Annotated in this window: 22 protein-coding genes and 1 pseudogene; 11 read left to right on the forward strand and 12 right to left on the reverse strand. The window is 64.5% G+C overall.

The window, feature by feature from the left end:
• Positions 1-77: 77 nt before the first annotated feature.
• Positions 78-969, forward strand: a pseudogene (gene kdgD, locus NVV79_RS17780) (5-dehydro-4-deoxyglucarate dehydratase).
• Between the two features lie 360 nt (positions 970-1,329).
• On the opposite strand, the gene NVV79_RS17785 reads toward kdgD, so the two are convergent.
• A complete protein-coding gene (locus tag NVV79_RS17785) occupies positions 1,330-2,337 on the reverse strand; it encodes a mannonate dehydratase (protein WP_303991999.1) in 1,008 nt (335 codons plus the stop codon).
• Positions 2,338-2,576: 239 nt separating this feature from the next.
• Here NVV79_RS17785 and NVV79_RS17790 point away from each other — a divergent pair, with 239 nt between their 5' ends.
• Both NVV79_RS17790 and NVV79_RS17795 read left to right on the forward strand, forming a co-directional pair.
• Positions 2,577-3,296, forward strand: coding sequence for a FadR/GntR family transcriptional regulator (locus tag NVV79_RS17790; protein ID WP_303992002.1), 720 nt, complete (start codon positions 2,577-2,579; stop codon positions 3,294-3,296).
• Positions 3,286-4,170: an SMP-30/gluconolactonase/LRE family protein gene (locus tag NVV79_RS17795; RefSeq protein WP_303992005.1), complete on the forward strand. Its 885-nt coding sequence runs from the start codon at positions 3,286-3,288 to the stop codon at positions 4,168-4,170. Before NVV79_RS17790 ends, NVV79_RS17795 begins: the two co-directional genes overlap by 11 nt.
• Positions 4,171-4,349: 179 nt before the next feature.
• Here the strand turns inward: NVV79_RS17795 and NVV79_RS17800 are convergent, their stop codons facing one another.
• From NVV79_RS17800 to NVV79_RS17840, 9 genes are all read right to left on the reverse strand, one after another.
• Positions 4,350-5,462 carry a saccharopine dehydrogenase family protein gene (locus NVV79_RS17800; protein WP_303992008.1) on the reverse strand — a complete coding sequence of 371 codons (1,113 nt, stop codon included), beginning with the start codon at positions 5,460-5,462 and terminating at the stop codon, positions 4,350-4,352.
• Between the two features lie 12 nt (positions 5,463-5,474).
• Entirely contained in the window at positions 5,475-6,251 is a 777-nt protein-coding gene (locus NVV79_RS17805; RefSeq protein ID WP_303992011.1) for an amino acid ABC transporter ATP-binding protein, read from the reverse strand.
• A 23-nt stretch (positions 6,252-6,274) separates the two neighbouring features.
• Entirely contained in the window at positions 6,275-6,940 is a 666-nt protein-coding gene (locus NVV79_RS17810) for an amino acid ABC transporter permease (protein WP_303992014.1), read from the reverse strand.
• Between the two features lie 52 nt (positions 6,941-6,992).
• Positions 6,993-7,823: a transporter substrate-binding domain-containing protein gene (locus tag NVV79_RS17815; RefSeq protein WP_303992016.1), complete on the reverse strand. Its 831-nt coding sequence runs from the start codon at positions 7,821-7,823 to the stop codon at positions 6,993-6,995.
• 147 nt (positions 7,824-7,970) lie between these two features.
• A complete protein-coding gene (dapA, locus tag NVV79_RS17820; RefSeq protein WP_303992018.1) occupies positions 7,971-8,867 on the reverse strand; it encodes a 4-hydroxy-tetrahydrodipicolinate synthase in 897 nt (298 codons plus the stop codon).
• A 25-nt stretch (positions 8,868-8,892) separates the two neighbouring features.
• Positions 8,893-9,627, reverse strand: coding sequence for a 4-hydroxy-tetrahydrodipicolinate reductase (locus tag NVV79_RS17825; protein ID WP_303992019.1), 735 nt, complete (start codon positions 9,625-9,627; stop codon positions 8,893-8,895).
• A gap of 9 nt (positions 9,628-9,636) precedes the next feature.
• Positions 9,637-11,034, reverse strand: coding sequence for an aldehyde dehydrogenase family protein (locus tag NVV79_RS17830; protein ID WP_303992022.1), 1,398 nt, complete (start codon positions 11,032-11,034; stop codon positions 9,637-9,639).
• A 5-nt stretch (positions 11,035-11,039) separates the two neighbouring features.
• On the reverse strand, positions 11,040-12,353 hold the full coding sequence (locus NVV79_RS17835; protein ID WP_303992024.1) for an FAD-dependent oxidoreductase: 1,314 nt from the start codon (positions 12,351-12,353) through the stop codon (positions 11,040-11,042).
• Positions 12,350-13,798, reverse strand: a complete 1,449-nt coding sequence (locus tag NVV79_RS17840) for an FAD-dependent oxidoreductase (protein WP_303992027.1) — start codon at positions 13,796-13,798, stop codon at positions 12,350-12,352. The genes NVV79_RS17835 and NVV79_RS17840 overlap by 4 nt, the downstream gene beginning before the upstream one ends.
• A gap of 169 nt (positions 13,799-13,967) precedes the next feature.
• Between NVV79_RS17840 and NVV79_RS17845 the strand changes: the two genes are divergently transcribed.
• From NVV79_RS17845 to NVV79_RS17880, 8 genes are all read left to right on the forward strand, one after another.
• Entirely contained in the window at positions 13,968-14,867 is a 900-nt protein-coding gene (locus tag NVV79_RS17845) for a LysR family transcriptional regulator (RefSeq protein WP_146288551.1), read from the forward strand.
• Between the two features lie 82 nt (positions 14,868-14,949).
• Entirely contained in the window at positions 14,950-15,879 is a 930-nt protein-coding gene (locus tag NVV79_RS17850) for a transcriptional regulator (RefSeq protein ID WP_303992032.1), read from the forward strand.
• 197 nt (positions 15,880-16,076) lie between these two features.
• Positions 16,077-17,588: an alpha-N-arabinofuranosidase gene (locus tag NVV79_RS17855; RefSeq protein WP_303992035.1), complete on the forward strand. Its 1,512-nt coding sequence runs from the start codon at positions 16,077-16,079 to the stop codon at positions 17,586-17,588.
• Positions 17,589-17,961: 373 nt separating this feature from the next.
• Positions 17,962-19,878: an ABC transporter substrate-binding protein gene (locus NVV79_RS17860; protein ID WP_303992037.1), complete on the forward strand. Its 1,917-nt coding sequence runs from the start codon at positions 17,962-17,964 to the stop codon at positions 19,876-19,878.
• Positions 19,879-19,941: 63 nt separating this feature from the next.
• Positions 19,942-20,946, forward strand: a complete 1,005-nt coding sequence (locus NVV79_RS17865; RefSeq protein ID WP_303992040.1) for an ABC transporter permease — start codon at positions 19,942-19,944, stop codon at positions 20,944-20,946.
• 5 nt (positions 20,947-20,951) lie between these two features.
• Positions 20,952-21,809: an ABC transporter permease gene (locus NVV79_RS17870; protein ID WP_303992042.1), complete on the forward strand. Its 858-nt coding sequence runs from the start codon at positions 20,952-20,954 to the stop codon at positions 21,807-21,809.
• Entirely contained in the window at positions 21,806-22,843 is a 1,038-nt protein-coding gene (locus NVV79_RS17875; protein WP_303992046.1) for an ABC transporter ATP-binding protein, read from the forward strand. Before NVV79_RS17870 ends, NVV79_RS17875 begins: the two co-directional genes overlap by 4 nt.
• Positions 22,840-23,751: an ABC transporter ATP-binding protein gene (locus NVV79_RS17880; RefSeq protein WP_303992049.1), complete on the forward strand. Its 912-nt coding sequence runs from the start codon at positions 22,840-22,842 to the stop codon at positions 23,749-23,751. The genes NVV79_RS17875 and NVV79_RS17880 overlap by 4 nt, the downstream gene beginning before the upstream one ends.
• Positions 23,752-23,922: 171 nt before the next feature.
• On the opposite strand, the gene NVV79_RS17885 is transcribed toward NVV79_RS17880, so the two are convergent.
• Together NVV79_RS17885 and NVV79_RS17890 are read right to left on the reverse strand one after the other, a co-directional pair.
• Positions 23,923-24,438, reverse strand: coding sequence for a GNAT family N-acetyltransferase (locus NVV79_RS17885; RefSeq protein ID WP_303992052.1), 516 nt, complete (start codon positions 24,436-24,438; stop codon positions 23,923-23,925).
• A 219-nt stretch (positions 24,439-24,657) separates the two neighbouring features.
• Positions 24,658-25,758, reverse strand: coding sequence for a Xaa-Pro peptidase family protein (locus NVV79_RS17890; RefSeq protein WP_303992056.1), 1,101 nt, complete (start codon positions 25,756-25,758; stop codon positions 24,658-24,660).
• Positions 25,759-25,767 lie beyond the last annotated feature (9 nt).

Below are 25,767 nucleotides of genomic sequence, written 5' to 3' on the forward strand. Positions count from 1 at the left end.
GGGCGAATGTGGCAGTGCTAACTCAAAGAAATCATACTAATTATCTGCAGCAGGAGACGGACGTGACCCTCGACGAAATGAAGGCCAAGATTGGTTCAGGTCTGCTTTCCTTTCCGGTGACGGACTTCGATGCGGCGGGGGAATTCAATCGCGATTCCTATGCCAAGCGCCTGCAATGGCTGTCGTCCTATGACATTGCCGGACTGTTTGCCGCCGGCGGCACGGGCGAGTTCTTTTCCATCGGCTATGACGAATATGACGATGTGATCAGCACCGCGGTGCGCAACAGCGCGGCCAATGTGCCGGTGCTGGCCGGCGTGGGCTATGGCACGCGCATGGCGGTGGATCTGGCCAGGCGAGCGGAAAAAGGCCGGCGCGGCGGGCATATTGGTGCTGCCGCATTACCTGATGTTTTCCGAGCAGGAAGGCATTGTCGCGCATATGAAGGCGATCTGCGACGCGGTGGGGATCGGGGTGATCTACTACGCCCGCGACAATACGCGGCTGACCCCGGACTCGCTGGCGCGGCTGGCCGAGATGTGCCCCAACCTGATCGGCTACAAGGACGGCATCGGGGATCTGCAGCTCATGGTGCAGGTGGCCAGCAGGATCGGCGACCGCATGGTGCATATCGGCGGATTGCCGACAGCGGAAGTGTTCGCCCAGCCCTATCTCGAAATGGGCGTGACGACCTATTCATCCGCCGTGTTCAACTTCGTGCCCGACCTGGCCTTGCGCTTCTACGCCGCCGTGCGACAGCGCGACAGCGCGACGGTGCAGGACCTGCTCAGGAGCTTCTACCTGCCGCTGATCGAACTGCGCGACCGCAAGCGCGGCTATGCCGTATCGATGATCAAGGCCGGGGCGGAGATTATCGGCCATCCAGCCGGCAAGGTGCGCACGCCGCTGACGGAGCTGGATGCGGACGAGCGCGAGACCCTGGCAGAGTTGATCGCGGCGCATCGCTGAGAGCTTCCCTGGCGCAGCCTCCCTGGCGCCAGCAAAGCTCGGGCCGTGAGGTCCGGGCTTTTTGGTTTGGGGGATACCTCAGGGTCTGCCTATTGCCGAGCGCGCGGAGAGGCACCCCCACCCTGCTCGATTCAACGGACTTAGCAAACGCTAAGTCCTATCTCGCTTCCCTCCCCTCAAGGGGGAGGGTGAACCCAGTTGGTGGGGGAAGTTCTGCGCCAAAGCACGGCGCTTCCTGAACGCGCTCTCGATGGACGAACGATCCACCTTGCGGCCGTGGCGCGATCTCAGGATGGATCCCGGCTCAAGGCCGGGATGACATCGAGGGTTGGGCGGGATCGGTGGCACACCACAGATCGGCTACCGCCCGTAGGGGTCCCAGCCGTTGGCCTGGAAGAGGGCGATGATGTAGCCGAAGGTGAAGGCGAAGGCGGTTTCGAAGGGGGCTTCGCCGTCGATGTCGGGGACGTGGTCGGGCATGATCATGCAGTCGACGCCCGCTTCCTTGTAAAGGCGCAGGGCGGCGGGCATGTCCATGTCGCCGGCATCGGGAAATTCCTCGGTGAAGGAATAGCGGCCGCCCTTGATGTTGCGGAAATGGACATTGAAGATCTTCTTGCGGGTTCCGAACCAGCGGATGATGTCGCCGATTTCCTCGCGCGGGCTTTCCAGGCTTTCGGCAATGGTGCCCTGGCAGAAATTGAGCCCGTGATAGGGGCTCTCGGCGATAGAGACGAATTTCTTCAGCCCCTCGACGCTGCCCAGAACGCGCTCCTCGACGCCCTTGTAGCCGGGCGGGGTCAGTGGATCATGCGGGTGGCAGGCTAGGCGCACCTTGCTGGCCTCGGCCACCGGCACGACGCACTCGAGGAAATGGGTGATGCGCTCCCACATCTGCTCGGTGCTCACCTGCCCTGCCCGCGTGAGCTTGTCGGCATCGGTCACCTGATCGGCGCGATAGGTGGAGAGCACGGCGCCGCCGCGGCCGCGCTCGGACGGCGTGCGCGGAATGCCAAGGATGTTGAAATTGTATTTGGCGGCCTTGATGCCGAGGGAACCCAGCAGTTCGATGAGACGGCAGATGCCGTCCAGCTCGCGCTCGCGATCGGGCTCCTGCCCCAACACAATGGCCGGCGAGCGGACCTTGTCGATGCCGGCGGAGGACAGCGGCAGTTGCACCATGTCGAGCACGAGGCCCGCAGCATCGATGCGGTCGATGTGGCGAGCCAGGATGTCACGCGTCCAGTCATAGGGGCTGCCGACCGGATCGATGCAGACATGGACGATGCCGAGCTGGGCCAGTTGCCGCAGATAGCGGTCGCCCACCTGTTCCAGCTTGTCACCGCTGAGCTGGGTGCCGATATACATGACTCGCCTCGTGTTTTATGATTTCTCCAAAGTTGTATGAAAGATTTTGCCATGCTACAAGGGAAATGCATGATGCGACCCGCATGAAGCGGCGCAAAAGCAGTGTCCGGCGGCTATCGCAGGATGACAGGTTCGACTAATTTATCCGAGTCCGCGCCTGTTCACACATGGTGGGAATTGGGTAACAGACTGTTAGCATCGACGAGAACGATGCGCGGTCCAGACGAACGGCAAAACAGATGGCGGAAATCGAAGCATTGCGACTGACGGACCGGGTGAAGAACGGGCTGGTCCGCATGATTGCCGAGGATGGGCTGCAGCCAGGCGACAAGCTGCCCCCTTCGGACCGGCTATGCGAACAGTTTTCGGTAAGCCGGACGGTGGTGCGCGAAGCGATAGCAAGTCTGAAGGCTGAGGGGCGGTTGCGTTCGCTGCGCGGCAGCGGCGTCTATGTCAGCGAGCCGCCCAAGCTGACCGGCGGCAGCTCCATGTTCATGGAGGCGCCGCAGGATATCGGGGACGTGCTCGACTTCATGGAGTTCCGCATGAGCGTGGAAATCGAGGCGGCCGGGCTGGCGGCCGAGCGGCGCACGGAAACCAACCTGTTGCGCATGGAACAGGCGATGAGCCAGTTCGCGCGGCACCTGGAGGACAACACGCTAGCGACCGATGCCGATCGCAGCTTTCACCGCGCCATTGCCGACGCGACCAACAATACGCGGTTCCGCCTGTTCGTCGATGAAATGGGGGAACGGCTCATTCCCCGCCGGGCGCTGGGCGCCGGCTTCAGCGACGAGAAGGACAAGTCGGAATTTCTCGACAATATCCAGGGCGAACACCGGCGCATTTTCGATGCGATCAGCGACCGGCAGGCGGACGAAGCGCGGGCGGCCATGCGGCACCACCTGGAGGGCGGGCGCAGGCGCTATCGCGAGTGGAGCCTGGCGCATGAGCGGTAGCCGCGACCTGGCGGTGAAACCGGACATCGGCTTTCTGGTGCGCGAGCGTTTTGGCGTGGGGGAAAGCCCGGTCTGGGACGCGGAAAACGGGCGGCTGTTGTGGTGCGATATTCCGGCTGGGGTAATCCATGCCGTCACTGTGGTTACGGGTGCGCGGCGGCGCTGGGCGTTTGGCGAGCCGGTGCCCAGTTTCGGGCTGGCGCAGGGCGGGCGGCTGGTGGTGGCGCTGCGCAATGACGTGATGCTGTTCGACCCCGAGACGGGGCGGCGCGCGCTGGTGGCGCGGGTGGAGCATGCCAAGCCTGACATGCGGCTCAATGACGGCAAGGTGGGGCCGGATGGCGCCTTCTGGGTGGGCAGCATGGATGGTAGCGGCGATGGCATGCCGGCGGCGAAGCTCTATCGCATCGCGCCCGATGGCGATATGCGCGTGGTGGCGGAAGGCATCGCCATTGCCAATGGGCTGGCGTGGAATGCGGTGGGGGACCGGATGTATCACTCGGATTCCCGTGGAGATATCTGGCTTGATTGCTGGGACTTCGACGCGGCGACGGGGGCGATGTCCAACCGGCGGCGATTGCGGGAGCATGACGAAGCGGTCGGGCGGCCGGATGGCGGGGCTTGCGACATGGATGGCAATTACTGGTCGGCCGGGCCATCGGCGGGGCGGCTCAACCGGTTTTCGGCCGAAGGGGAATTGCTCGACTGGATCGACCTGCCGATCAGGACGCCGACCATGCCGTGTTTCGGCGATGCGGATATGCAGACGATCTATGTGACGAGCCTCGATTCCAAGGCGGATGAGGGGCGCGACGGCGTGGTGCGGCTGCGGGTGGATGTGCCCGGTGTGCCGGTGGGGCGGTTCGGGGCTTAGGGGCTTGCATCCACCGCGCCGAGTTCGTGGAACCGTCGACACCCCCTCCCTAGCTTTGCCAAGGCCCTGCGGGCCAGGCGCCGCTTTTGCGGGAATGACGCCGAGAAAATTGAAGCGTCCAATGTAAACACCTCCTTGAGGGGAGGATTGAAGGTGGGGTGACGGGAGCCGCCGAGTTCTTATTGAGCCGACGATGGTGGCGGGGTGACCCCTGACATCGGGCGGTTCAGCAGGGGTGCCATGAAGCGGTTTTCGCTGATCAGCTTGTAGGGGATGGTTTCGTGGCGGGCGAGGCCCCTGCCCTCAATGTGGCCCTGTTCGACCAGGTCGAGCATGGTGCAGAGATGGGCGGCCGAGGTGTGGCTGAGGGCCGTGACCGGGAACGGGCTGCGCATCGGCTCGTGGTAGATCTTGCGGACATAGGAGCGTTCGGCAGGCACGCCCTGGTGGAAACCCCGGACGCTGATGAAGATGACCACGACATCCTGAACCACATCGGGCACGCCGAAGCGCAGGACGGTGCGCAGCATGTCGCGGCGGCGCTTGAGGCCGAGATCCTCGAAGAGGAAGCGCGCCAGGGTCAGGTGGCCGGGATAGCGGATGGTGCGGAAGCTGAGATTGCGCACCTTGTGCTGAAGCGCGGCGCAGAGGCTGCCCAGACCACCGGCGGTGCTGAAGGCCTCGTAGGGGCGGCCGTTGAGCACGAAGCTCTCATAGTCCTGCAGGGGCGCGGTGCTGACCAACTGGCCTTCGACAATGCCCTCACAGAGACCGGTATATTCGGCAATGAGGCCATCGACATCCCAGGAGAGACCATAGCCGAAGCCGTTGGAGGGATGGACCGGCAGACCGCCGACGCGGACCACCATGTCGATCGGCCCTTCGAGCGCATCGACCAACTCGGCGGCGAGATTGGCGACGAGGCCCGGCGACAGGCCGCAGCCGGGCAGGATGACCTTGCCGTGACCAGCGGTGGCGGCGAGCGCGCTGACGGGGGCGATGTCCTCGGCGGTATCGACATAGTGGACCCCGGCCTCGATGGCGGCGGTGGCAATGGCGGCGGCAAGCCGGGTGGGCGCGGCATTGACGACAACATCGAAGCCGGCCAGGGCCTCGACGCAATCCTTGCGCCTGCTGGCATCGAGATGGCGGGTGCGGAAGCCACGGCGGGTCGCGTGGTCCAGCGCCTCGCGCGTCACATCGGCGATTTCGGCGTCGTGGCCGCCGGCGCCGGCCAGCAGGCTCGCCACCGCCAGGCCGATGCGGCCGCCGCCGATGATCAGGACCTTCATGGCATGCTCCGATCAGGCATTGAAGCGGCTGAGGAAGGCCTGCAGCCGTTCGCTCTTGGGATTGCGGATGACGCTGTCGGCGGTGCCGAGTTCGGCGATGACGCCGCCGTCGATGAAGGCGACGCGGTCGGCCACGTCGGCAGCGAAGGCCATTTCGTGGGTGACGATGGCCATGGTCATGCCGTCATGGGCGAGGAGGCGGATGACCTGGAGGACTTCACCCACGAGTTCGGGATCGAGCGCGCTGGTGACTTCGTCGAGCAGCAGGACGTCGGGGCGCATGGCCAGTGCCCGGGCGATGGCGACGCGCTGCTTCTGGCCGCCGGACAGGTGATTGGGATAGGCGTCGCGCTTGTCGAGCAGGCCGACCTTGCCGAGCAGTTCCATGGCGCGGGCCTCGACCTCCTCGCGCGGCTCCTTGAGCACGGCGATGGGGCCTTCGCAGATATTCTGCATCACGGTCTTGTGGGGGAAGAGATTGAAGTGCTGGAACACCATGCCGACATGGCGGCGCAGCTCGCCGCAGCCGATATTGCCGCCGCGCGACTGGAAGCGGTTTTCGACGCGGCGGCCCTTATAGGCGATCTCGCCGGCTGTGGGGGTTTCGAGCAGGTTGAGGCAACGGATGAGCGTGGACTTGCCGGAGCCGGAGGGGCCGATGATGGCCAGCACCTCGCCGCGATGCAGGTCGAGGTCGACGCCCTGGATCACGCGCAGCTTGTTGTAGCTTTTCTCGAGGCCCCTGACGGTCAGGATGGGCTCGGCGGCGGTGCCGGGTTGGTCGGTCATGGCGTTTCCTGAAATTGCGGCCATCAGTCACTCACCCGCATGCGATGTTCGACATAGTCGGCGGCCTGGGTCATGGGGAACAGGACCACGAAATAGAGCAGCGCGACGACGGTGAAGGCCTCCAATGGACGGTAGGTCTGTCCGTTGACGACGGCGGCCATGTAGGCCAGTTCGCCCACCGAGATCACCGAGATCAGCGAGGTGTTCTTGAACTGGATGACCGACTGATTGATGAAGGAGGGCAGCACCCGCTTGAAAGCCTGCGGGATGACGATGCGCCACATGACCTGCCGGTCGGACATGGCGATGGCCTTGGCCGCCTCGGTCTGCCCCTTGTCGATCGAGAGGATGCCGCCGCGGAAAATCTCGGAATAGAACGAGCCGGCATAGAGCGACAAAGTGAGCATCGCCGCGACATAGTTCTCGATGGTGACGCCGATCAGCAAGGGCAGCGCGTAGTAGAACCACATGAGCTGCACCAGCAGCGGCGTGCAGCGGAACACTTCCTGATAGGCCCGTGCCAGCCCGCTGATGACCCGGAAGCGGGACAGCCGCCCGAAGCAGAGGAGCAGGCCCAGGACGACGCCGATGATGATCGAGCCGACCGTATAGGCGAAGGTGAGCCACAGCCCCCAGGCGAACAGGTCCCAATATTGCAGGACGGCGCTGAAATCCCATTTGTACGGCATCACATATCCTTCAAGAAGTCAGCCGGGGCGAAACCCGCCCCGGCAGTGCGGATCAGCCGCCGAGGTCGAAATTGTCGGGCAGGTCGTCGAGCCCGATCTCGAATGGCGCCAGGCCATTGATGATCCAGGTCTGATTGTTGCCGACGCGGCGATTGTAGTCGGCCCAGGCCGAGATGAAGGATTTGAACTGCTCGTCGGCATTGTAGTTGATGCCGATGACCGAGGGCGAGGACAGCACCGGCTGCGGCACATAGACCTGACCCAGAGCAGCATTGCGCTTGATCATCACGACCGAGTTCAGCACCGTGTTGACGATGGCATCGGCCTTGCCGCTGGCGACGGCCAGGATGGCCTCATCGCGGGTCTTGAAGCGCAGCACATTGGCCTTGGGCAGGTATTGCTGGGTGATCAGATCCTGCGCGGAGCCAAGGTCGACCGCCAGGGTGACCGCGGGGTCATTCAGCGATGCCCAGGTGGCCGACGCGAATTCGGGCTTGGGCGAGACGATGACGAAGCTGTTGTAGTAGGTGGGCGCCGAGAACGAAACGGCCAGGGCACGGGCCGGCAGGGCCGTGAGCGCCAGGGCGATATCGGCCTTGCCGGACTGCACGTCGAGAATGGAATTGGCCCAGGTGCTCTCGACCACTTCGAGCTCGACGCCCAGGGTCTCGGCGATGTCGCCGGCCATGTCGATGACGAAGCCGCGCCATTCGCCGGTGCGCGGGTCCTTGTTGAAATACGGGTCCTCATTGAGGATGGCGGGAACGCGCAGAACGCCGCGCTCCCTGATCTGGTCGATCGTGCTTTGCTGTGCGACGGCCGGTGCGGCCGCGAACCCCATCGCCACGCATGCTGCGGCGAGTATCGTAGTCAGTACTCTCATCATAGTCTCCCTCTGAAAAACTGAACGACGTCGGCTGGGACGGTCATGGGTGACCAACCTTCCGATATTCAGAGTGCAGGTGCGTCCGGGCTGCATCAATGCAAACGGACAGTCCGCACTTGTGGCATTTCTTGGAAGAGCCCGGGGTCATTTATTCGCCCCGGCGAACTCTTCCAATGCCGCGACCAGCGTGGTGCGGCTGGCCGGCGCGAGCGGGGCCAGCGGCGCGCGCACGGTGCCGGCCATCTGGCGGCGCAAGGCTAAGGCTTCCTTTACGGGCACCGGATTGCCCTCGATGAACAGCGCCTTGGCGAGCGCGAATATCCGGTCATGCAGGGCCAAAGCGGTGGCGTGATCGCCGCGATGCCAGGCGGCGACAAGGGCCACCATTTCTTCGGGCGCATAATTGGAGACGACGCTGGTGACGCCCAGCGCGCCGAGCGACATGAAGGGCAGAGCCAGGGCGTCATCGCCGGAATGGAGGACGAAATCGGGGCCGCAGGCGGCGCGCAGCTCGCTGATGCGCTCGGACCGGCCGCCGGCCTCCTTGATGCCGAAGATATGGCGATGGCGGGCATGCAGGCGCGCAGCGGTTTCGGGCGCGATCTCGACGCCGCAGCGGCCGGGAACGCTATAGAGCATGATGGGCAGGCCGGTGGCGGCGGCGACGGCGTCGTAGTGGCGCTCGAGGCCGGCCTGGCTGGGGCGGTTGTAATAGGGCGTGACCACCAGGCACCCATCGGCACCGGCGGCTTCGCAGGCGCTGATAGCCTCGACGGCGTGTTCGGTGCTGTTGGAGCCGGCGCCTGCCAGCACGAAGGCGCGGCCAGCGGCCAGCTTGACGGTGCGGGCGACCAGGGCGGCGGCTTCATCGAGCGACAGGGTTGCGGCTTCGCCCGTGGTGCCGACGGGAACGAGGCCCTTGATGCCGGCGGCAAGCTGCAATTCGACCAGGCGATCGAAGGCGGGATAGTCGATGCCGTTTTCGTCGAAGGGCGTCACCAGGGCGGTGAAGACGCCGGTGAAGGCAGTGGTCAGGTTCATTGTCGCGGCCTTTGCAGCAAGGGGTTCAGAGGTCGAAGGCGTCGTAGCGGCCGGGGCCGAGGCCGGATTCGACCAGTTGAATGGCGGCAGCCAGCGCGCCGCGGGCATAGGCGGCGATGGTCTGCACCGAGAAGGTGAAACGCATTTCGGAATCGCCCAGGTCGAAGCGCACCTCGTTGATGCCGACGGTGTCGCCGACACGATGGACGTGGATTTCCGGCTCGGGTGGGCTGGCGCCGGCAGCAGTGGCCTGCGCTTCGCGCAAGACACGGGCCAGCAGGAGCGAGGTGCCCGAGGGCGCGCGCTTCTTGCGGCGGTGATAGGTTTCCTCGATGGCGATGCTGGCACCGGGATGGGCGGCGGCGAACTGGCGGGCATTGCGGGCGAACTCGGTGAAGCCCAAGGCGAAATTGGCACCGGTCAGGATCGGACGATAGCGGGCGGCAGCCTGGATTTCGGCCAGGTCGTCGGCGGCAAAGCCGGTGGTGCCGATGACAACAGGCACGGAGCGCTGGCCGGCCATGCGTTGCAGGTAGAGACTGCCTGATGGCGACGAAAAGTCGATGATGGCGTCGCAATGGGCGTTGATGGCGGCTTCGGCCGGCCGGTATTCGACAACCGTGCTGCCGACCTGGCGGCCGATCCACGGGGAGCCGGGCGAGACATGGGCGGCGGCCAGTTCCAGGCCCGGATCGGTGAGGATGGCTTCGACCAGGCGGGTGCCGACGCGGCCGGAGGCTCCAAAGACTGCTATGCGCATAGTGACCTCCTAGTCGATGACGACCTTGGTTTCGCTCATTTCGCGCAGGGCGATGCGGACGCCTTCGCGGCCGAGGCCACTGCCCTTGATGCCGCCGAAGGGGACATGTTCGGCGCGGAAATCGGGGCCTTCATTGATCATCACGCCGCCAACGCGCAATTCGCGCGAGAAGCGCTTGAGGACGGCGTGGTCATTGCTGAAGACGCCGGCCTGCAGGCCATGGGCGCCGGCATTGACCTCGGCAATGGCGGCGCCGACATCGGTGAAGCGGCGGACGGAAATGACCGGGCCGAAGGTTTCCTGGGCGAAGAGATCGCTATCGGGGGGAACATCGGCGATGACTGATGGCACCAGCATGGAGCCCTGCCCCGTGCCGCCGGCAAGCAGGCGGGCACCGGAGGCGGTGGCGGCTTCGATGCGGGCGCGGACCTGGGTGGCGGATTGGGTATCGATGACCGGACCCATCTGGGTGGCGGGATCGAGGGGATCGCCGTGGCGGACGGCCTTTGCGGCCTCAACCAGCGCGTCGAGCATGGCGTCGTGGATATCGGCGTGGAGGTAGAGTTTCTTGACGGCGGCGCAGCTCTGGCCGGCGATTTCGTAGCGCTGGGCGATGGCGGTGTTTATCGCAGCCGGCAGGTCGGCATCGGGCATGACGAAGAGCGGGTCATTGCCGCCCAGTTCCATGAGGCAGCGGAAGAGGCCGGCGGCATTCTTGAGGGCGAGGCCGGCGGCGGGGCCACCGGTGAAGCTCAGGAGATCAATGGGGGCGCGGGCCAGGGTCAGTGCCTCGGCGGCGCCACCATGCACGATCTGAAACAGGTGTTGGGGGAAGCCGGCTTCCATGGCCAGTTCGGCGAGGCGCTGGGCGGCGAGCGGCGCCTTGGGCGACGGCTTGGCCACCACGGCATTGCCGGCGGCGATGGCGGGGCCGAGCTTGTGGCACAGCAGATTGAGCGGATAGTTGAAGGGCGTGATGGCGCCGACGACGCCTGTTGGTTCATAGGTGATGACGGCCTGGCGATTGGCGCCGCCGGCGACGATGCCGCAATGAAGCACCTCGCCATCGAGGAAGGTGGCGGCGTCGCCCGAGAGGCGCAGGGTATTCTGCGCGCGGCGGACTTCATTGCGGGCCTCGGCAATGGTCTTGCCGACTTCGGCGCAGATGAGCTGGGCGAGGGATTCAGCCTCGCCGGCAATCGCGGTGGCCAGGGCGTCGAGCAGGTCGCGGCGCTGGGCGGGCGTGGAGAAGGCGAATTCGGCCTGCGCGACTTGGGCGCGGCGCACGGCAGCGAAGATGGCATCGGCGCCGGTCAGCGGGACGCGGCCGACCACGCGCCCATCGTAAGGCGAGGTGACGTCGATATGCTCGGGGCTGGACGGCAGGCGCTGGGGCAATGGGGACACGGCACTCACTCTGGCGGACTGGAAGGGGGAAGCGTGACGAAGGCGGCTATCGGCACGGGCTTGACCGGCCAGCGGCTGCCGACGATTTCGGAGACGTGCGGGGCTTCGCCACCGCGCTGGCTGGCGACGAAGGCGGTGACCCACTCGGCGCAAAAGCGGCCCTGGCAGGAGCCCATGCCGAAGCGGCCATTGAGCTTGATCTCGCGGGCGGAAACCGGATCGCCTGAGGCCAGCAGGGCGCGCAGCTGGCCCAGCGTGCGGCCCTCGCAGCGGCAGATCACCGTATTGTCGGGAAGCTGGGCGGGGTCGGTGCCGGCATAGTCGTAGAGCGTATTGAGGGCCGATTGGGCCTGGCGCTCGCGGGCGAGGATTGTGGCGGGGTCGCTGTCGGTCGCGGCGGCCTGGCCGAGATGGGCGAGGACGGCGCGGGCGGCGAGGCGGCCATCGGCTATGGCGGCGACACCGCCCAGAACTTCGCGGCAATCGCCGGCGCGGATGGTGAAGGGGCCATTGGGGCCGGACGTCGTGCCGTTGCTGTTGGGCAGGAGGCCATCATGCAGGGCGACGCGGTCGACGACGAGCGTCTGTTGCAGCCCGGCGCGGTCGGCGATGGTGACGGAGAGGCGGCCCTCGGCGGTGGGGGCGATGGCGCGGATGGTGGCGTGGCGTGGGCGCAAGCCGGTGCGGGCCAGCGTCAACAGGTAACCGGCAGCTTCCCAGAGATAGGCCGGGGCACGCAACAGGCTGGCGACGACATCAGGGGAAACGGGGCTGGTACTGCGCTCCAGCACGGCAACGGGCGGCTTGCCGAGGGCGGCCAGTTGGGCGGCGACGGCGACGAGAAGCGGGCCGGAACCGGCGAGCAGGATATCGCCCGCTGGGGCGGCGCCGGTGGCTTTCAGCATCATCTGCAACCCGCCGGCGGTGACGACGCCGGGCAATTGCCAGCCGGGCACGGGCGCGACCCGCTCGACGGCGCCCAAAGCCAGCACGAGCGCGGCGGGGCGGCGGGTGACGAGGCGGGCATTGGCGCGATCCTCGAGCAGGACGGCGCCGCTGCCTTCGATGCCGGCAAACATGTGGCGGCAGAGGATTTCGACATTGCTGGCGGCGAGTTCGGCCGAGAGGGCCTGCCAGCGGCGCTTTTGCGCGCGGGGTACGCGCAAAGGCCGGGCGGGATCGTCGGGCTGGCGGTGGATGGCGCCGCCGAGCCGGGGGGCCTGTTCGCAGAGCGTTACCTCGAGGCCGGCGCGAGCCAGCTCGAGCGCGGCGGAAATGCCGGCGGGGCCGCCGCCGATGACGAGGACTTCCGCGCTCATGGCGACACCGGGACGATGCGCGTGACCAGGAGCCCGCTGCGGGCCGGGGTAAGGCAGGCTTCCATGCTGATACCATCGACAGAGACCGCGCAGGCCTGGCAGGCGCCAATGCCGCAGAAATAGCGGCCGGCGCTGCTGCCCTGACCGGCGCCCAAGCTGCTTATGCCCGCGCGGTCGAGGGCCATGGCGATGGTTTCGTTGGTGCCGAAGGGAATGGCTACGCCGTCGAAGAGGAAGGTCTGGCCCGATCCGCTCATGCCGCCTCCGCCAGGGTGAGACCGAAGCGGGCGGCGTCGAGGGGGGGCGATGTCCTGTTCAAGGCGCTCGCCGCAGATCATCTGCTGGCAGAGGCGCCCCATCATGGGGCCGAGGCAGATGCCGTCGCCCTCGAAGCCGGTGGCGATCCAGACATTGTCGGCGCCATGGACGCGGCCGACGATGGGCATGCCGTCGCTTGTGGCGGCGCGCAGGCCGGCAAAGACGCGGATGACGCGCAATTGCGCCAGCGAGGGCGCCAGCGCCACGGCATCGCGCAGCAGGCTGGCGACGATGGCGGCATCGGCAGCGTCGCGGTCGTCACGGTCTTCGCGCGAGCCGCCGATGAGGAACTGGCCGGTGCGCAGCGGATCGATGACGAGGCCGAGCGAGCGGGATTCGGCGGCCTTGTCGGCGGGCTGGCTGCCCTTGCTGACCAGGTAGCGGCAGGACATCAGCGGGCCCGGGAAATGCGGGGCATCGCTGCCGGCGCGATCGGTAACGATCAACTGGCCCTTGCGCGGGCGGATAAGGTCGCCCCCGGCGAGGAAATGCGTGGAGCCGAGGCCGGCGGCGAGCAGCACGGCATCGACGGGTTCGGCGCCATGGGCGGTGATCACGCCGGTGACGCGGCCATTGCTGGTGTGAAGGCCGGAGACCGGGCAATTGCGCCTGATGGCGAAGCCGCCGAGCTGGCGCAGGCGCTCGACAACGCGGTAGCCGACGGCGTGGCCTTCGCCCTGCACTTCCACGGCAGCGATGGCCGACGGGGCTGCGGCGCCGATGGTTTGCGCCAAAGCGGCGCCCTTGAGCAGGCGGATCGGTACGCCAGCGGCTTCCAGTTCGGCGGCGTGGCGTTCGAGCACGGCCAGCTCTTCGGCGTCCGAGGCGACCACGAAGGTCGAGCGGGGAAGGTATTCGTCGAGCAGGATGCCGGTTTCGGTGAGGTGCTCGTAGAACCTGACGGCGGCGACGGCCAGAGTCATCAGCGGGCCGGGCTTCTTACTGGCGACCGAGACGGCGCCATCGGCCGAACCGGTAGCGCCCGAGGCCACGGTGCCGGAATCGTAGACGGTCACCTGCCAGCCGGCGCGGGAGAGGAAATGGGCCGCGGACATGCCGACAATGCCGGCGCCGACAATGGCGACGGAACCTGGTGATCGGGGAAAAACGCTTGCTGGCTGAGGCATTTCGCGGACGCTGGTGAACCTGGGTCCATGCACAATGGAATGCGGGTGCCGAAAGCGTCGATACAAATGAAACGGGGGTGAAGCGCAGCATTTTTGTAGACCTTTCGGCCCGCCGTCGCTTGTTCGGCTGACCACGGGCTCTATGATCAGGCGCAGGAGCCCCCACCCCATGGCAGAAATCAATCTCACGCTGATCCAGACCTTTTACCTCGTGGCGAGGCACGGGTCGTATTCGGCGGCGGCACGCGAAATGAACCTGAGCTACCAGTCGGCCGCCAACCATGTGCGCCGGCTGGAGCAGGTGATGCATGAGCGGCTGGTGGAATCCGACCAGGGTGCCAAGAAAATCCGGCTGACGCCGCGCGGTGTGGCGCTCTACAACCTGCTCCACCCGGAGCTGGAGATCATGCTGGAGCGGCTGTCGCTGGTGGTGGCGAGCCAGCGGCCGGTGCTGCGGATCGGGCTGCCGCAGGCGATTTTCTATTACCTGCTGCCAGCGGTGCTGGCGCAGTTCCATGCCAAGTTTCCCAATGTCGAGGTGATCGCCTATGAGCGCGACACGTCGCTGGCCGAGCTGGTGAAGAATGGGAGCCTGGATGTCTGCATCAACGAGCGGTTCTTTGGCGATCCGGTGGTGCCGCAGAGCCTGCTGGGGACCTATCACCTGAACCTCGTCTATCCGCGGAGCTGGGGACCCCCGCCCCGGCCGGCCGACATTCCGCAATGGTCGCGTGGGCGGCCGCTGGTGACCTATGAGCCGGGACAGACATTGCGCAACATGGCCATGGATTTCCTGGCCAAGGGCGGCGGGCAGACCGAGGCCTCCACCTCGACCTCGGGCAGTTCGAGCGTCAAGAAATGCGTGGAGAGCGGGCTGGGCTTCGCCATTATCCCAGCCTGGTGCGTGGAGCCGGAGGACGAGGGGCTGGTGCAGGTCAAGATCGACGTGCTGCCGCCGGTGAAGGTCTATTTCGGGCAGGCGCTGTTCATGGCCAAGAATGTCTATGTGCAGGCGTTGCAGGAACAGTGCCGGGTGAGCCTGGTGGGGTCGGCACTCGAAGCATCCTAGGGTTCTGCGCGTCCGCGGTTGATTGTATCAAAAATACTGATAGACATTAAGTCGTCACATTCTGCCCCGGACCGCCGCTGCCATGAGCCGTAATTTTCTTGTCGTCGATCCGGAAGAGGACATCGAGGTTCTCAAGGGGCTGGCCTCGCCGATCCGGGTGAAAATCCTCAAACTGCTGCATATGCAGGGACCGATGAACGGCAATGACATTGCCGAGAAACTCGACCTGCCGCAATCGACCGTGTCGACCAATATCCAGATCCTGGAAGGCGCCGGGCTGATCCGCACCGAGACGCAGAAGGCGCGCAAGGGCAACCAGAAGATCTGCCATTCGACCTTCGATGAAGTGCTTGTCATGTTCAAGGAGGACATCAAGCCGCTGCAATCGAACACGATCGAGGTGGCGATGCCACTGGGGCTCTATACGAGCTGCGAAGTATCGGCGCCGTGCGGGCTGTGTTCGACCGAGGGGATCATCGGGCTGCTCGACGTGCCGGACACGTTTCTCGACCCGGACCGGATGAAGGCCGGGCTGATCTGGTTCACCCGGGGCTATGTGGAATACCAGTTTCCCAACAATGCCAAGCTGAGCCAGAACAAGATCGAAGCCATGGAATTTTCCATGGAGCTGAGCAGCGAGGTGCCCGGCACGTCGGCGGACTGGCCGAGCGACATCACGCTGTCGGTCAATGGCACGGAAATCGGCACCTGGATGAGCCCGGGGGATTTCGGGGACAAGCGCGGGGTCTATACGCCGGACTGGTGGAAGCTCAAGGGCAGTCAATATGGCAAGCTCAAGAGCTGGCGGGTGACCACTGACGGCACCTATGTCGACGGGATGAAGATTTCGCCGATCTCGCTGGTAGACCTCGACCTGGCCAATCATCATTCGATCCGCCTGCGGATCGGGGTGAAGGATGATGCCAAACATCCGGGGGGCATCAATATTTTCGGACGTGGCTTCGGCAATTACGACCAGGAAATCATCATGCGATTGCAGACGGAGCGGTAGGGGAGCGAGTCTTCTGGAAGTGGATAACCCCTCCTAGCCTCCCCCTGACAGGGGGAGGAACCGCGCGGTGGTCGCGGCTCGATAGCTGACCCACAAAAATCATATTTATTGCGTCCCCCTCCCCTTGCGCGATCCGAGCGACCTCGTTTACAACGGGGTAACTGATACAAATCATAAAATCGGGATTGGAGGACAAAGTGAAGGCTTCGGTCGTCGCGCATAAGGATTTCACGGTCAGCAAGATCGACGATCGGGTCTATGGGGCCTTTCTCGAGCATCTGGGCCGGGCCATCTATGAGGGCATTTACGAACCCGACCATCCCAGCGCCGACAAGGACGGGATGCGGGGCGACGTGGCCAAGCTGGTCAAAGACCTCAATATACCCGTGGTGCGCTATCCCGGGGGTAACTTTGTTTCGGCCTATAACTGGGAGGACGGGATCGGGCCGCGCGACAAGCGCCCTACCCGGCTGGACCTGGCCTGGCACACCTCCGAGAGCAATGCGGTGGGCGTGCATGAATTCGCCGACTGGTGCGCGACGGTCGGTACGGAGATGATGCTGGCGGTCAACCTGGGATCGCGCGGCGTCGACGAGGCGCGGAACTTCCTCGAATATGTCAATCACCCCGGCGGCAGCTACTGGAGCGACCTGCGCATCAGGAATGGCCGCAAGGACCCGTGGAATGTGCGCATGTGGTGCCTGGGCAACGAGATGGACGGACCCTGGCAGGTCGGCCACAAGGATGCGGCCGAATATGGCAAGCTGGCGGCCAATACGGCGCGGGCCATGCGCATGTTCGACAGCAAGCTGGAACTGATCGTCTGCGGATCATCCAATTCGGACATGGCGAGCTATCCCGACTGGGAGCGCATCGTGCTGGAGCATACCTATGATCATGTCGATCATATCAGCCTGCACATGTATTTCGCCAACCGCGAGAAGAACACGGCCAACTATCTGGCGCTGAACCATAAACTGGATCGCTATATCGAGACGGTGGCCTCGACGATCCTGCAGGTGAAGGCCAAGCGGAAGAGCAAGCGCGACGTCACTATCTCGTTCGACGAGTGGAATGTCTGGTACCATTCCAACAAGCAGGACCGGGCCATTCTCGATGGCGGCAATGGCTGGCCGCATGCGCCGGGGCTCTTGGAAGACATCTATAATTTCGAAGACGTGCTGATGGTGGGGCTGATCCTCAATACCTTCATCCGCCGCTCGGATGTGGTGAAGATCGCCTGCATCGCGCAGTTGGTGAATGTGATCGCCCCGATCATGGCGGAAAAGGGCGGGCCAGCCTGGGCGCAGACGATCTACTATCCGTACTATTTTGCCTCGATCTTCGGACGCGGCACGGCATTGAATCTCATCGTCAATTCGCCGGGCTATGATAGCGTGCACCAGGACAATACGCCCTATGTCGATGTGTCGGGGGTGCATAACGAGGATGAGGGCGTGCTGAGCTTTTTCCTCGTCAACCGGCACGGGACGGAGGCAATCGATGTTTCGGTGAGCCTGCAGGGCTTTGCTGATGGCCAGGTGATCGACCATCAGGTGATGGTGCATGACAATCTGGAGGCGGTGAATACGGCGCGCAACCAGACGGAAGTGGCGCCGCGCAAGGGTTCGGGCGCGAAGGCGGAGGGTGGCGAGCTGAATGTGAAGCTGCCGCCGTATTCGTATCAGATGGTGCGGGTGAAGGTTTAGGGTGTCTTTGTCGGATACCCCCTCCTAGCCTCCCCCTGATAGGGGGAGGAACAGATCGCGGTTGTGGCGCGATGGTGCCCCGAATCCCTTCTCCCACAAGGGAGGAGGGTGGCTCTACTTGGGGGCTTTATCGGGACCGTTGTGTGTTCACACACACCCTGAATTCGTTAGCAGACTGTTAGCATTGACGCGGTGGACAGGTGAAAGGGCGCGCCCGGTTTGGCACGCCCTTTTGCATTGTGTATCATGTTATCAGATTTACATCATGATGTGCGTTGACAACCCGTTGGGGGTGGTTAAGTATGATTTATGATGGCGCTGGAGGGCGCCGTGGATCGGTGTGCGGGAGGCATGCCGGCAAGGGAGGACAAAAATGGATAGACGTGATTTCCTGCTCGGGACGACGGCAGTCGGCGCATTGCTCGCGGCCGGCAATGGCCTGGCTTTTGCCCAGGACGCGGCGGTCGCTCCGCCGATTACCGATTTCCCGCGCGAGCAGACGCTCATCATCAACAACCCCGACGCGCCGCCGACCAATCCCGACATGTTCAACCTGTGGGTGGCTGGCGCCGGCGTTTCCGCCCCGAACGGGCTGCATCAGCTTTCCACCGATACGCTATGGTTCATCGACCCCGATGCGGGCCTGGACGGATCGCTCTACAACCAACTGGCGTCCGAGCCCTGGCAGTATAATGACGACTTCACCGAGATGGTGGTGAAGCTGCGCCAGGGCATTCTGTGGAGCGACGGGGTGGAATTCACCGCCGACGACGTCGTGTACACGGTCGAGACGCAGATGAACACGCCGGGCATGGTCTGGAGCGCGCCTTTCGCGCAGAACGTGGCGAGCGTAGAAGCGGTCGACAATTACACGGTCAAATTCTCGCTCAAGCAGGCCAATTCCCGCTTCCACTCGCTGTTCTCCGTGCGCTGGAACGGCGCCTGGATCATGCCCAAGCACGTCTTCGAAAAAGTCGATGACGTCCTGGCCTACGACTTCAACCCACCGGTGAGCCTTGGGCCCTATACGCTCAATTCCTACGACCCCAACGGCTACTGGTATATCTGGGAAAAGCGCCCGGACTGGGGCAAGACCGCCATTGCACCCTATGGCGAGCCCGCGCCGCAATATGTGATCTACCGCTCCATCCCCTCGACAGACAGTCGCCTGATCGAGATGGTGAACGGCAATCTCGACATGATCCACGACCTGACGCCGGAAGGCATGTTCAGCCTGGTGCAGCAATCGCCGACGTCACGCGGCTGGTTCCCCGGCTTCCCCTATGCCCACCCCGATCCGACGCTGCCCATGGTGATCTTCAACAACCAGGACGAGAAGTTCCAGGACAAACGCGTCCGCTGGGCACTGGCGCTCATGCTGGATGCGCGGGCCATCTCCATGGCGTCCTATCGCGGCGCGGCGACGCTGTCGGCTATCGCCATTCCGCCGACGGGAACCCATCCAAGGGATTATCACGGGCCGCTGCAGGACTGGCTGATCGGCTATGAGCTGGACACGGGCACCCGCACGATCAATCCCTATGACCCGACCGTCGGCTTGCAAGTCGCCGACATGGTGCGCCCGCAATTCGGGGAGGCAGTGCCGACGGACGAAGCCGCCATCCGAACCGCCTTCGGCTATGGCTGGTGGAAGCAGGACATCGAGGCCGCCGGCGAATTGCTGACGGCGGCGGGTTTCACCAAGCAGGGCGATCAGTGGATGACCCCCGGAGGAGAACCTTTCACCTTCACCATCAGAACCCAGCCCGAAGGCGTCATGAACCGCTTCGGCACCATGGCGGCCCAGCAGTGGAGCCAGGCGGGCGTCAGGGTAACGCCCGAGGCCGATCCGCAACTGTTCCAGCAGACCCTGCCCCTGGGCACGTATGAAGCGGCCACGGCCTGGTCGATCGAGACCTGGGGCGGCGACCCCGACCTGTCGTTCTTCCTGGAAAGCTGGCATTCGGGCTATGTGGCCCAGCCCGGCGACCGGCAGACGCCGCGCAATTGGCAACGCTGGCAGGACGAGCGGCTGGATGCGATCATCGAGGAAGTGCGCAAGACCGAGTTCACGTCCCCGCGCAACCTGGAACTCGGCCACGAATTCGTAAAGCTGATGGTCGACGAGATGCCGGTCATCCCGATGATGTCGTTCAACGTCTTCTCGGCATACGACACGCGCTACTGGACCGGCTTCCCCACGGCGGAAGAGCGGCCCTATGCAAACATCGTGACGAACTGGGCCAACAGCAAATACATCCTCACCCAGCTTAAACCGACGCAGCAATAGCAGCCGCGCGCGCGCGCGCCCGCCGGGGCGCCGCGTTTTTCCGCAGCACAAGGTTTCTGCTGAATGAAGTCGTATCTGTTCTTTGTCCTGCGCCGGCTGGCGCAACTTATTGCCGTCATCTTCGCCGGCGTCACGGCCGCATTCTTCATCGCCCATCTCAGCCCCGTCAGTCCGGTGGAATCGATCATCGGGCGGGTGAGCGGGCAATCGAGCTACAGCCCCGAGGCGGTGGAAGCCCTGCGCCAGACGCTGACCGAACTATTCGGGCTCGACGTGCCACTGCATGAACAATATTTCAATTTCCTGGGGCGCCTCATCGTCGGCGATCTCGGCCCTTCCCTCATCGCGTTTCCAACGCCAGCCATGCGCATCGTGGCGCTCGCCCTGCCCTGGACGCTGGGCCTGATGGTGGTGCAAATCCTCATCGCCTGGTTCATCGGCAATATCTTTGGCGGGCTGGCGGGCTATTACCAGAATTCACGGTCGCTCAAGGCGGTGGGCGTAGTCGCCATCGCCATCCAGCCCATTCCCTATTACATCGTCGCCTTCCTGATCGTCATCGTCTTCGGCTATTTGTGGCCGGTGCTGCCGATCTCGGGCGGCTTTGCCATGAATGTACGCCCAAGCTTCACCCCCGAATTCATCTTCTCGGTGCTGCATCACGCGCTGCTGCCGACCCTGGCCCTGGTCATTTCGGGCATCGGCACCTGGTTCCTGGGGATGCGGGCGCTGGTTTCCAACGTCGTCACGGAAGATTACGTCACCTATGCCGAACTGGCCGGCGTCGACCAGCGCCGGATCGTCACCTCATATGTCATCCGAAACGCCATGGTGCCGCAATTGACGGCGCTGGCGATGGCGCTCGGTCTGATCTTTTCGGGCACGGTCATCACCGAGCAGGTTTTCGCCTATCCCGGACTGGGAAGCCTGCTGGTGCGCGCCGTCAATGGCGGTGATTCAGCGGTGGTGCTGGCGGTATCCTGTGTGGCGGTGATCGCGGTGGCCACGGCCATCTTCATCATCGACATGATCCATCCGCTGCTCGATCCACGCGTGAAAGCGGAGTGACCGGCATGTTCAGCGTCTTCCGCGACCTCATTCGCTATAATCTCGAATTCGCCATCGGCGTCGTGCTGGTGACGGTCGTGCTGATCTTCGCCGGCCTCAGCTTCGTCTCGCCAGTCGACCCGATCACCATCTATGCGGCGATCCCCGACATGCCGCCCAGCGCACAATACTGGTTCGGCACGAATTCGCGGGGACAGGACCTGTTCTGGCAGATGACCTTCGCGCTGCGGAACACGCTCACCTTCGGTCTCACCGTGGCGCTGATTTCCCGCGTCATAGCCATCGCCGTGGGACTGGCGGCCGGTTATCTCGGGGGCTGGGTGGACCGGGTGCTGATGTTCTTCTGCGACATCTTCGTCGCCATTCCCATCTTTCCCATCCTCATTCTTTTCTACTTCGTGCTGCGCAGTGACATGAACACGATGAACCTGGCGCTGATCATGGCCAGTTTCGGCTGGCCTTTCGATGCCCGCCTGATCCGTTCGGTGGCGGTGGGGCTGCGGCATCGGGAATTTACCCGGCATGCCGTATTTGCCGGCATGTCGGCACCGAAGATCATGCTGGAAGAGCATCTGCCCTATGTGATGCCCATCATCTTTTCGACGGCCATGGCCAATATGATCTGGTCGATCGGGCTCGAGGTCACGCTGGCGGTGCTGGGCTTCACCAATCTCAACATCCCCACGATCGGCACAGCAATCTATTGGGCCAATAACCATTCGGCCATGATTGTGGGCGTGTGGTGGTGGATCCTGATCCCCGTGATCATCGTGGTGCTGCTGTTCATCGGGCTGTTCCTGCTGGCGGTGTCGCTCAACGAATATATCGACCCACGCAGCCGGCTGCGGAGGATGGGGGCATGAGCGACGATCTGCTGAAGGTCGAGGGCCTCAAGGCCTATTACCAGATGAACTATTTCGGCGTGCGGCGCGAAGTGCGGGCGGTGGACGACATCACCATGTCCATCCGGCGCAACGAAATCTACGGCATTGCCGGGGAGAGTTCGTCGGGCAAGACGAGTTTCATCAAGGTGCTGGCGGCGGCGATACGGCCGCCGATGCGGATCGTCGATGGCTCGGTGAAATACGAATTCAAGGGCCTTGCGGTGGATGTGGCGACGGCCACGCCAGAGCAGATCGAGGCGATGCGCTGGAAGCATCTGAGCTACATCATGCAGGGCTCGATGAGCGTGCTCAATCCGATACGGCGGATCGGGAGGACGTTCGAGGATTTCGCGGCACGGCCGCTGGGGCTGCGGGGCGCGGCGTTCCGACAGCGGGTGATCGGGCATCTGGAGCGGCTGAAACTGCCGGCGGATGTGCTCAATGCCTATCCGCATGAACTCTCGGGCGGGATGCGGCAGAGGGTGACGATCGGGCTGGCGACGGTGTGCCACCCCGAATTCATCATCGCGGACGAGCCGACCACGGCGCTCGACGTGGTGGTGCAGAAGGAAGTGCTGGGGCTGATCCGTGAAATCCAGCAGGATATGGGGTCGTCCGTCGTGTTCGTGACGCATGACATGAGCGTGCATGCCAATATGACCGACCGGGTCGGCATCATCTATGCCGGGCGGCTGGTGGAGGAAGGGCCGACGCGGCAGATGTTCTTTGCGCCCAAGCATCCCTATACGGCGCATCTGGTGGCGAGCCTGCCGCGGATCGGGGATACGGCGCAGCGCCCGGCGCTGGAGGGGCGGCCACCGAACCTGGCCGAGCCGCCGGCGGGATGCCGGTTCCATCCGCGGTGTCCGCTGGCGGTGGACAAATGCAAGACCGAGGTGCCGCCGCTGGTCGATGTGGCCAATGACCATCGCAGCGCCTGCTGGCGCTCGGCGGATGTGCAGCCGCTGGTGGCGCCGCAGGCACCGCAGGCCGCGCGGGGGGTGATGGCATGACGACGCTACTGGATGTGCGCGACGTATCCAAGCGCTTCACCATGGGCGGGTTGCTGAGCCGCAAGGTGGTTGCGGCGGTGCAGGATGCGAGCCTGTCGCTTGATGTCGAGACGCCGGAAATCTTCACCATTATCGGGGAGTCGGGCTCGGGCAAGACGACGCTGGCGCGGATGATTTTAGGTCTGGAACTGCCGACATCGGGGGAGATCAGCTTTCGCGGCAAGACGGTGAGCCAACGGGTGAGCCGGCAGGAGCGGCTGGATTTCATGGCCAATGTGCAGCCGGTGTTCCAGAACCCGTTCGAGGCATTCAATCCGCTGAAGCGCATCGACCGGTATCTCGAGGCGACGGCGGCGCGGTTTCTGAAGCTGAGCCAGCGGGACGATCTCGATGCGGCGATGGACGGGGCCTTGCAGAAGGTGGGGTTGAGCCTGGTCGAAGTGCGGGGGCGCTATCCGCATGAGCTGAGCGGCGGACAATTGCAGCGGGCGGCCATTGCGCGGGCGCTGATCCCCAATCCGCCGCTGCTGGTGGCGGACGAGCCGGTCAGCATGGTGGATGCGAGCCTGCGGATGAGCATCGTCAACCTGCTCAAGAGCCTGCGCGACGATTTCGGGGTGTCGGTGATCTACATCACGCATGACCTGGCGACGGCCTATTATATTTCCAACCGGCTGATCATCATGCAGCGCGGGCGGATCGTGGAAATGGGCGATGCGCGGACGGTGCTGGATAATCCGGAACATCCCTATTCGCGGCTGCTGAAGGCGAGTGTGCTGAGCACGGAGGATGCGGGCGCGGGGAAGCTGGCGACCGACCCTGGCATGGTGAAGCTGGCGGGGGAACTGGTCGGCAAGGCCGGGCGGCTGGTGGACCGAGCGGATGGGCGGATGGTGCGGGTGTATTGAGGTGAGGCGAAGGCGCGCCCCTGCTAAGGGCGCAGTAGAGCGGCCATGGCGTTTGGCATGGGATAGCGCAGAACCCCTCACCCTGACCTTCCGCTGAACGCGTCAGGTCGTCCCTCTCCCACAAGGGGCGAGGGGTGGCTCCACTCCCCGGCGAGCAACGGCTCCGCTGCGTTAAGGACGAGACCGCTCCAGCAGGATGGGGGTGTGTTCGCCGTATTGGCCGCGGGCGTATTCGGTGTAGCCGAGTTTTTGGGCCAGTTTGAGCGAGGGCGTGTTGTCGGGGTGGATCATGCAGACCGTGCGGGGCATGGTCTGGTCGGCCCAGGCGAGGACGGCTGTCAGCGCTTCCTGGGCGAGGCCCCTGCCCTGATATTGCGGCAGCATGACCCAGCCGGCTTCGGGCGTATCGCCGAAGGGCGGGACGAGGTTGCGACGGAAATCGGCGAGGCCGAATTCGCCGACCACGGCGCCGGTTTCCCTGGCTGTGACCAGGAAATATCCGTAACCGAGCAGTTGCCAATGGCCGGCATAGGCCAGGATGCGGCGCCAGGTTTCGTCCGGGGCCGAGGGGCGGCCGCCGATAAAACGGGTCACGTCGGGGTCGGCCCAGAGCGTGCAGCAGGCGGGGAAATCGGCCGTTGTGTGCGCGCGGAGGATGAGGCGGGGCGTGGTGAGGGTTGGGGTCATGGGAGTCTTTCCTTGGGGATACCCCCTCCTAGCCTCCCTCTGACAGGGGGAGGAAGCTGGCCGGTGGATGAGCGGGGAGTGCCCCTACTCGATCGTCATCCTCGGGCTTGACCCGAGGACACTTCAGTTTGCCGGCGCTCCGCAAGTGCAGGGCCCTCGGGTCAAGCCCGAGGGTGACGGCTGGTGGGTGGAGAGGGCTTACCTGCCCAGTCCCGTCCTCTATCCACCAGCCACTGCCGTGCGCGGCATATCCGAGAGGATTTCGGCTTGGCCGTTGCGGATGATGACGATGTCTTCGAGGCGGAGGCCGTACTGGCCCTGCAGGTAGATGCCGGGCTCGATGGAGAAGCACATGCCGTCTTCGAGCACGGTGTCCGAGGTGGCGGTGATGTAGGGGGTTTCGTGGATGTCGATGCCCAGGCCGTGGCCGGTGCGGTGGAGGAAATTGGGACCGTAGCCGGCCGAGGTGATGACGTCGCGGGCGGCCTTGTCGACGTCGCTGGCCCTGGCGCCGGGTTTTGCGGCTTTGATGGCGGCTTCGACGGCGCGGTCGAGGATGGAATGGATCTGGCCGAAACCTTCGGGGGCGGAGCCGAGGTAGCCGACGCGGGTCATGTCGGAGGGATAGCCATAAATGCGGGCGCCGGTATCGATGAGGACGGCGTCGCCATCCCTGAGTTTCGTATCGCCGGTGTGGTGATGGGGAAAAGCGCCGTTGGGGCCGAAGCAGACCGAGCAGAATTCGGTGGTGGCGCCATGGGCCTTGTAGAAATCGCGGATGACGGTGGCGACTTCGCGTTCGGTAATGCCGGGACGGAGGGCAGCGAAGCCGGCTTTCATGGCGGCATCGTTGAGGACGGCCGACTTCTTGAGCGCGTCGTATTCGGCGTCGTCCTTGCGGGAACGGAGATAGCCGACCGTGTCCTGGGTAAAGCGGCGATGCGCGCCGGGCAGCGCATCGAGGACGAGGAGGGCAAAGTCGGCGCGCATGGTTTCGTCGAGCACGATGGAGGGGCTGATGCGCGGCGCGCCAGTAGCGTCGATCAGCGCTTCGAGCGCGGCATGGGGGCCATCGGCATCGGCCCAGGGGAAGAAGGGCAGATTGGTGTGCTGGCGGGCGCTGTCGACATTGAGCGCGGGCATGAGGAAGCCGGCATAGGTGGGCGAGACCATGAGGAGCACGGGGCGCTCATCGCCGTGGGGCGAGAGATCGGCCAGGTAGAGCATGTGGCTGGAGGGGCCGATGACCACGAGGTCGGTGCTCGTGGCGGCCATGCGGGCGCGGAGATTGGCGAGGCGGGTGGTGAGGGTGGCGTTCATGGGGATGCT

The sequence above is a fragment of the Devosia ginsengisoli genome (assembly GCF_024707105.1).
GTDB classification, from domain to species: Bacteria; Pseudomonadota; Alphaproteobacteria; order Rhizobiales; family Devosiaceae; genus Devosia; species Devosia ginsengisoli_A.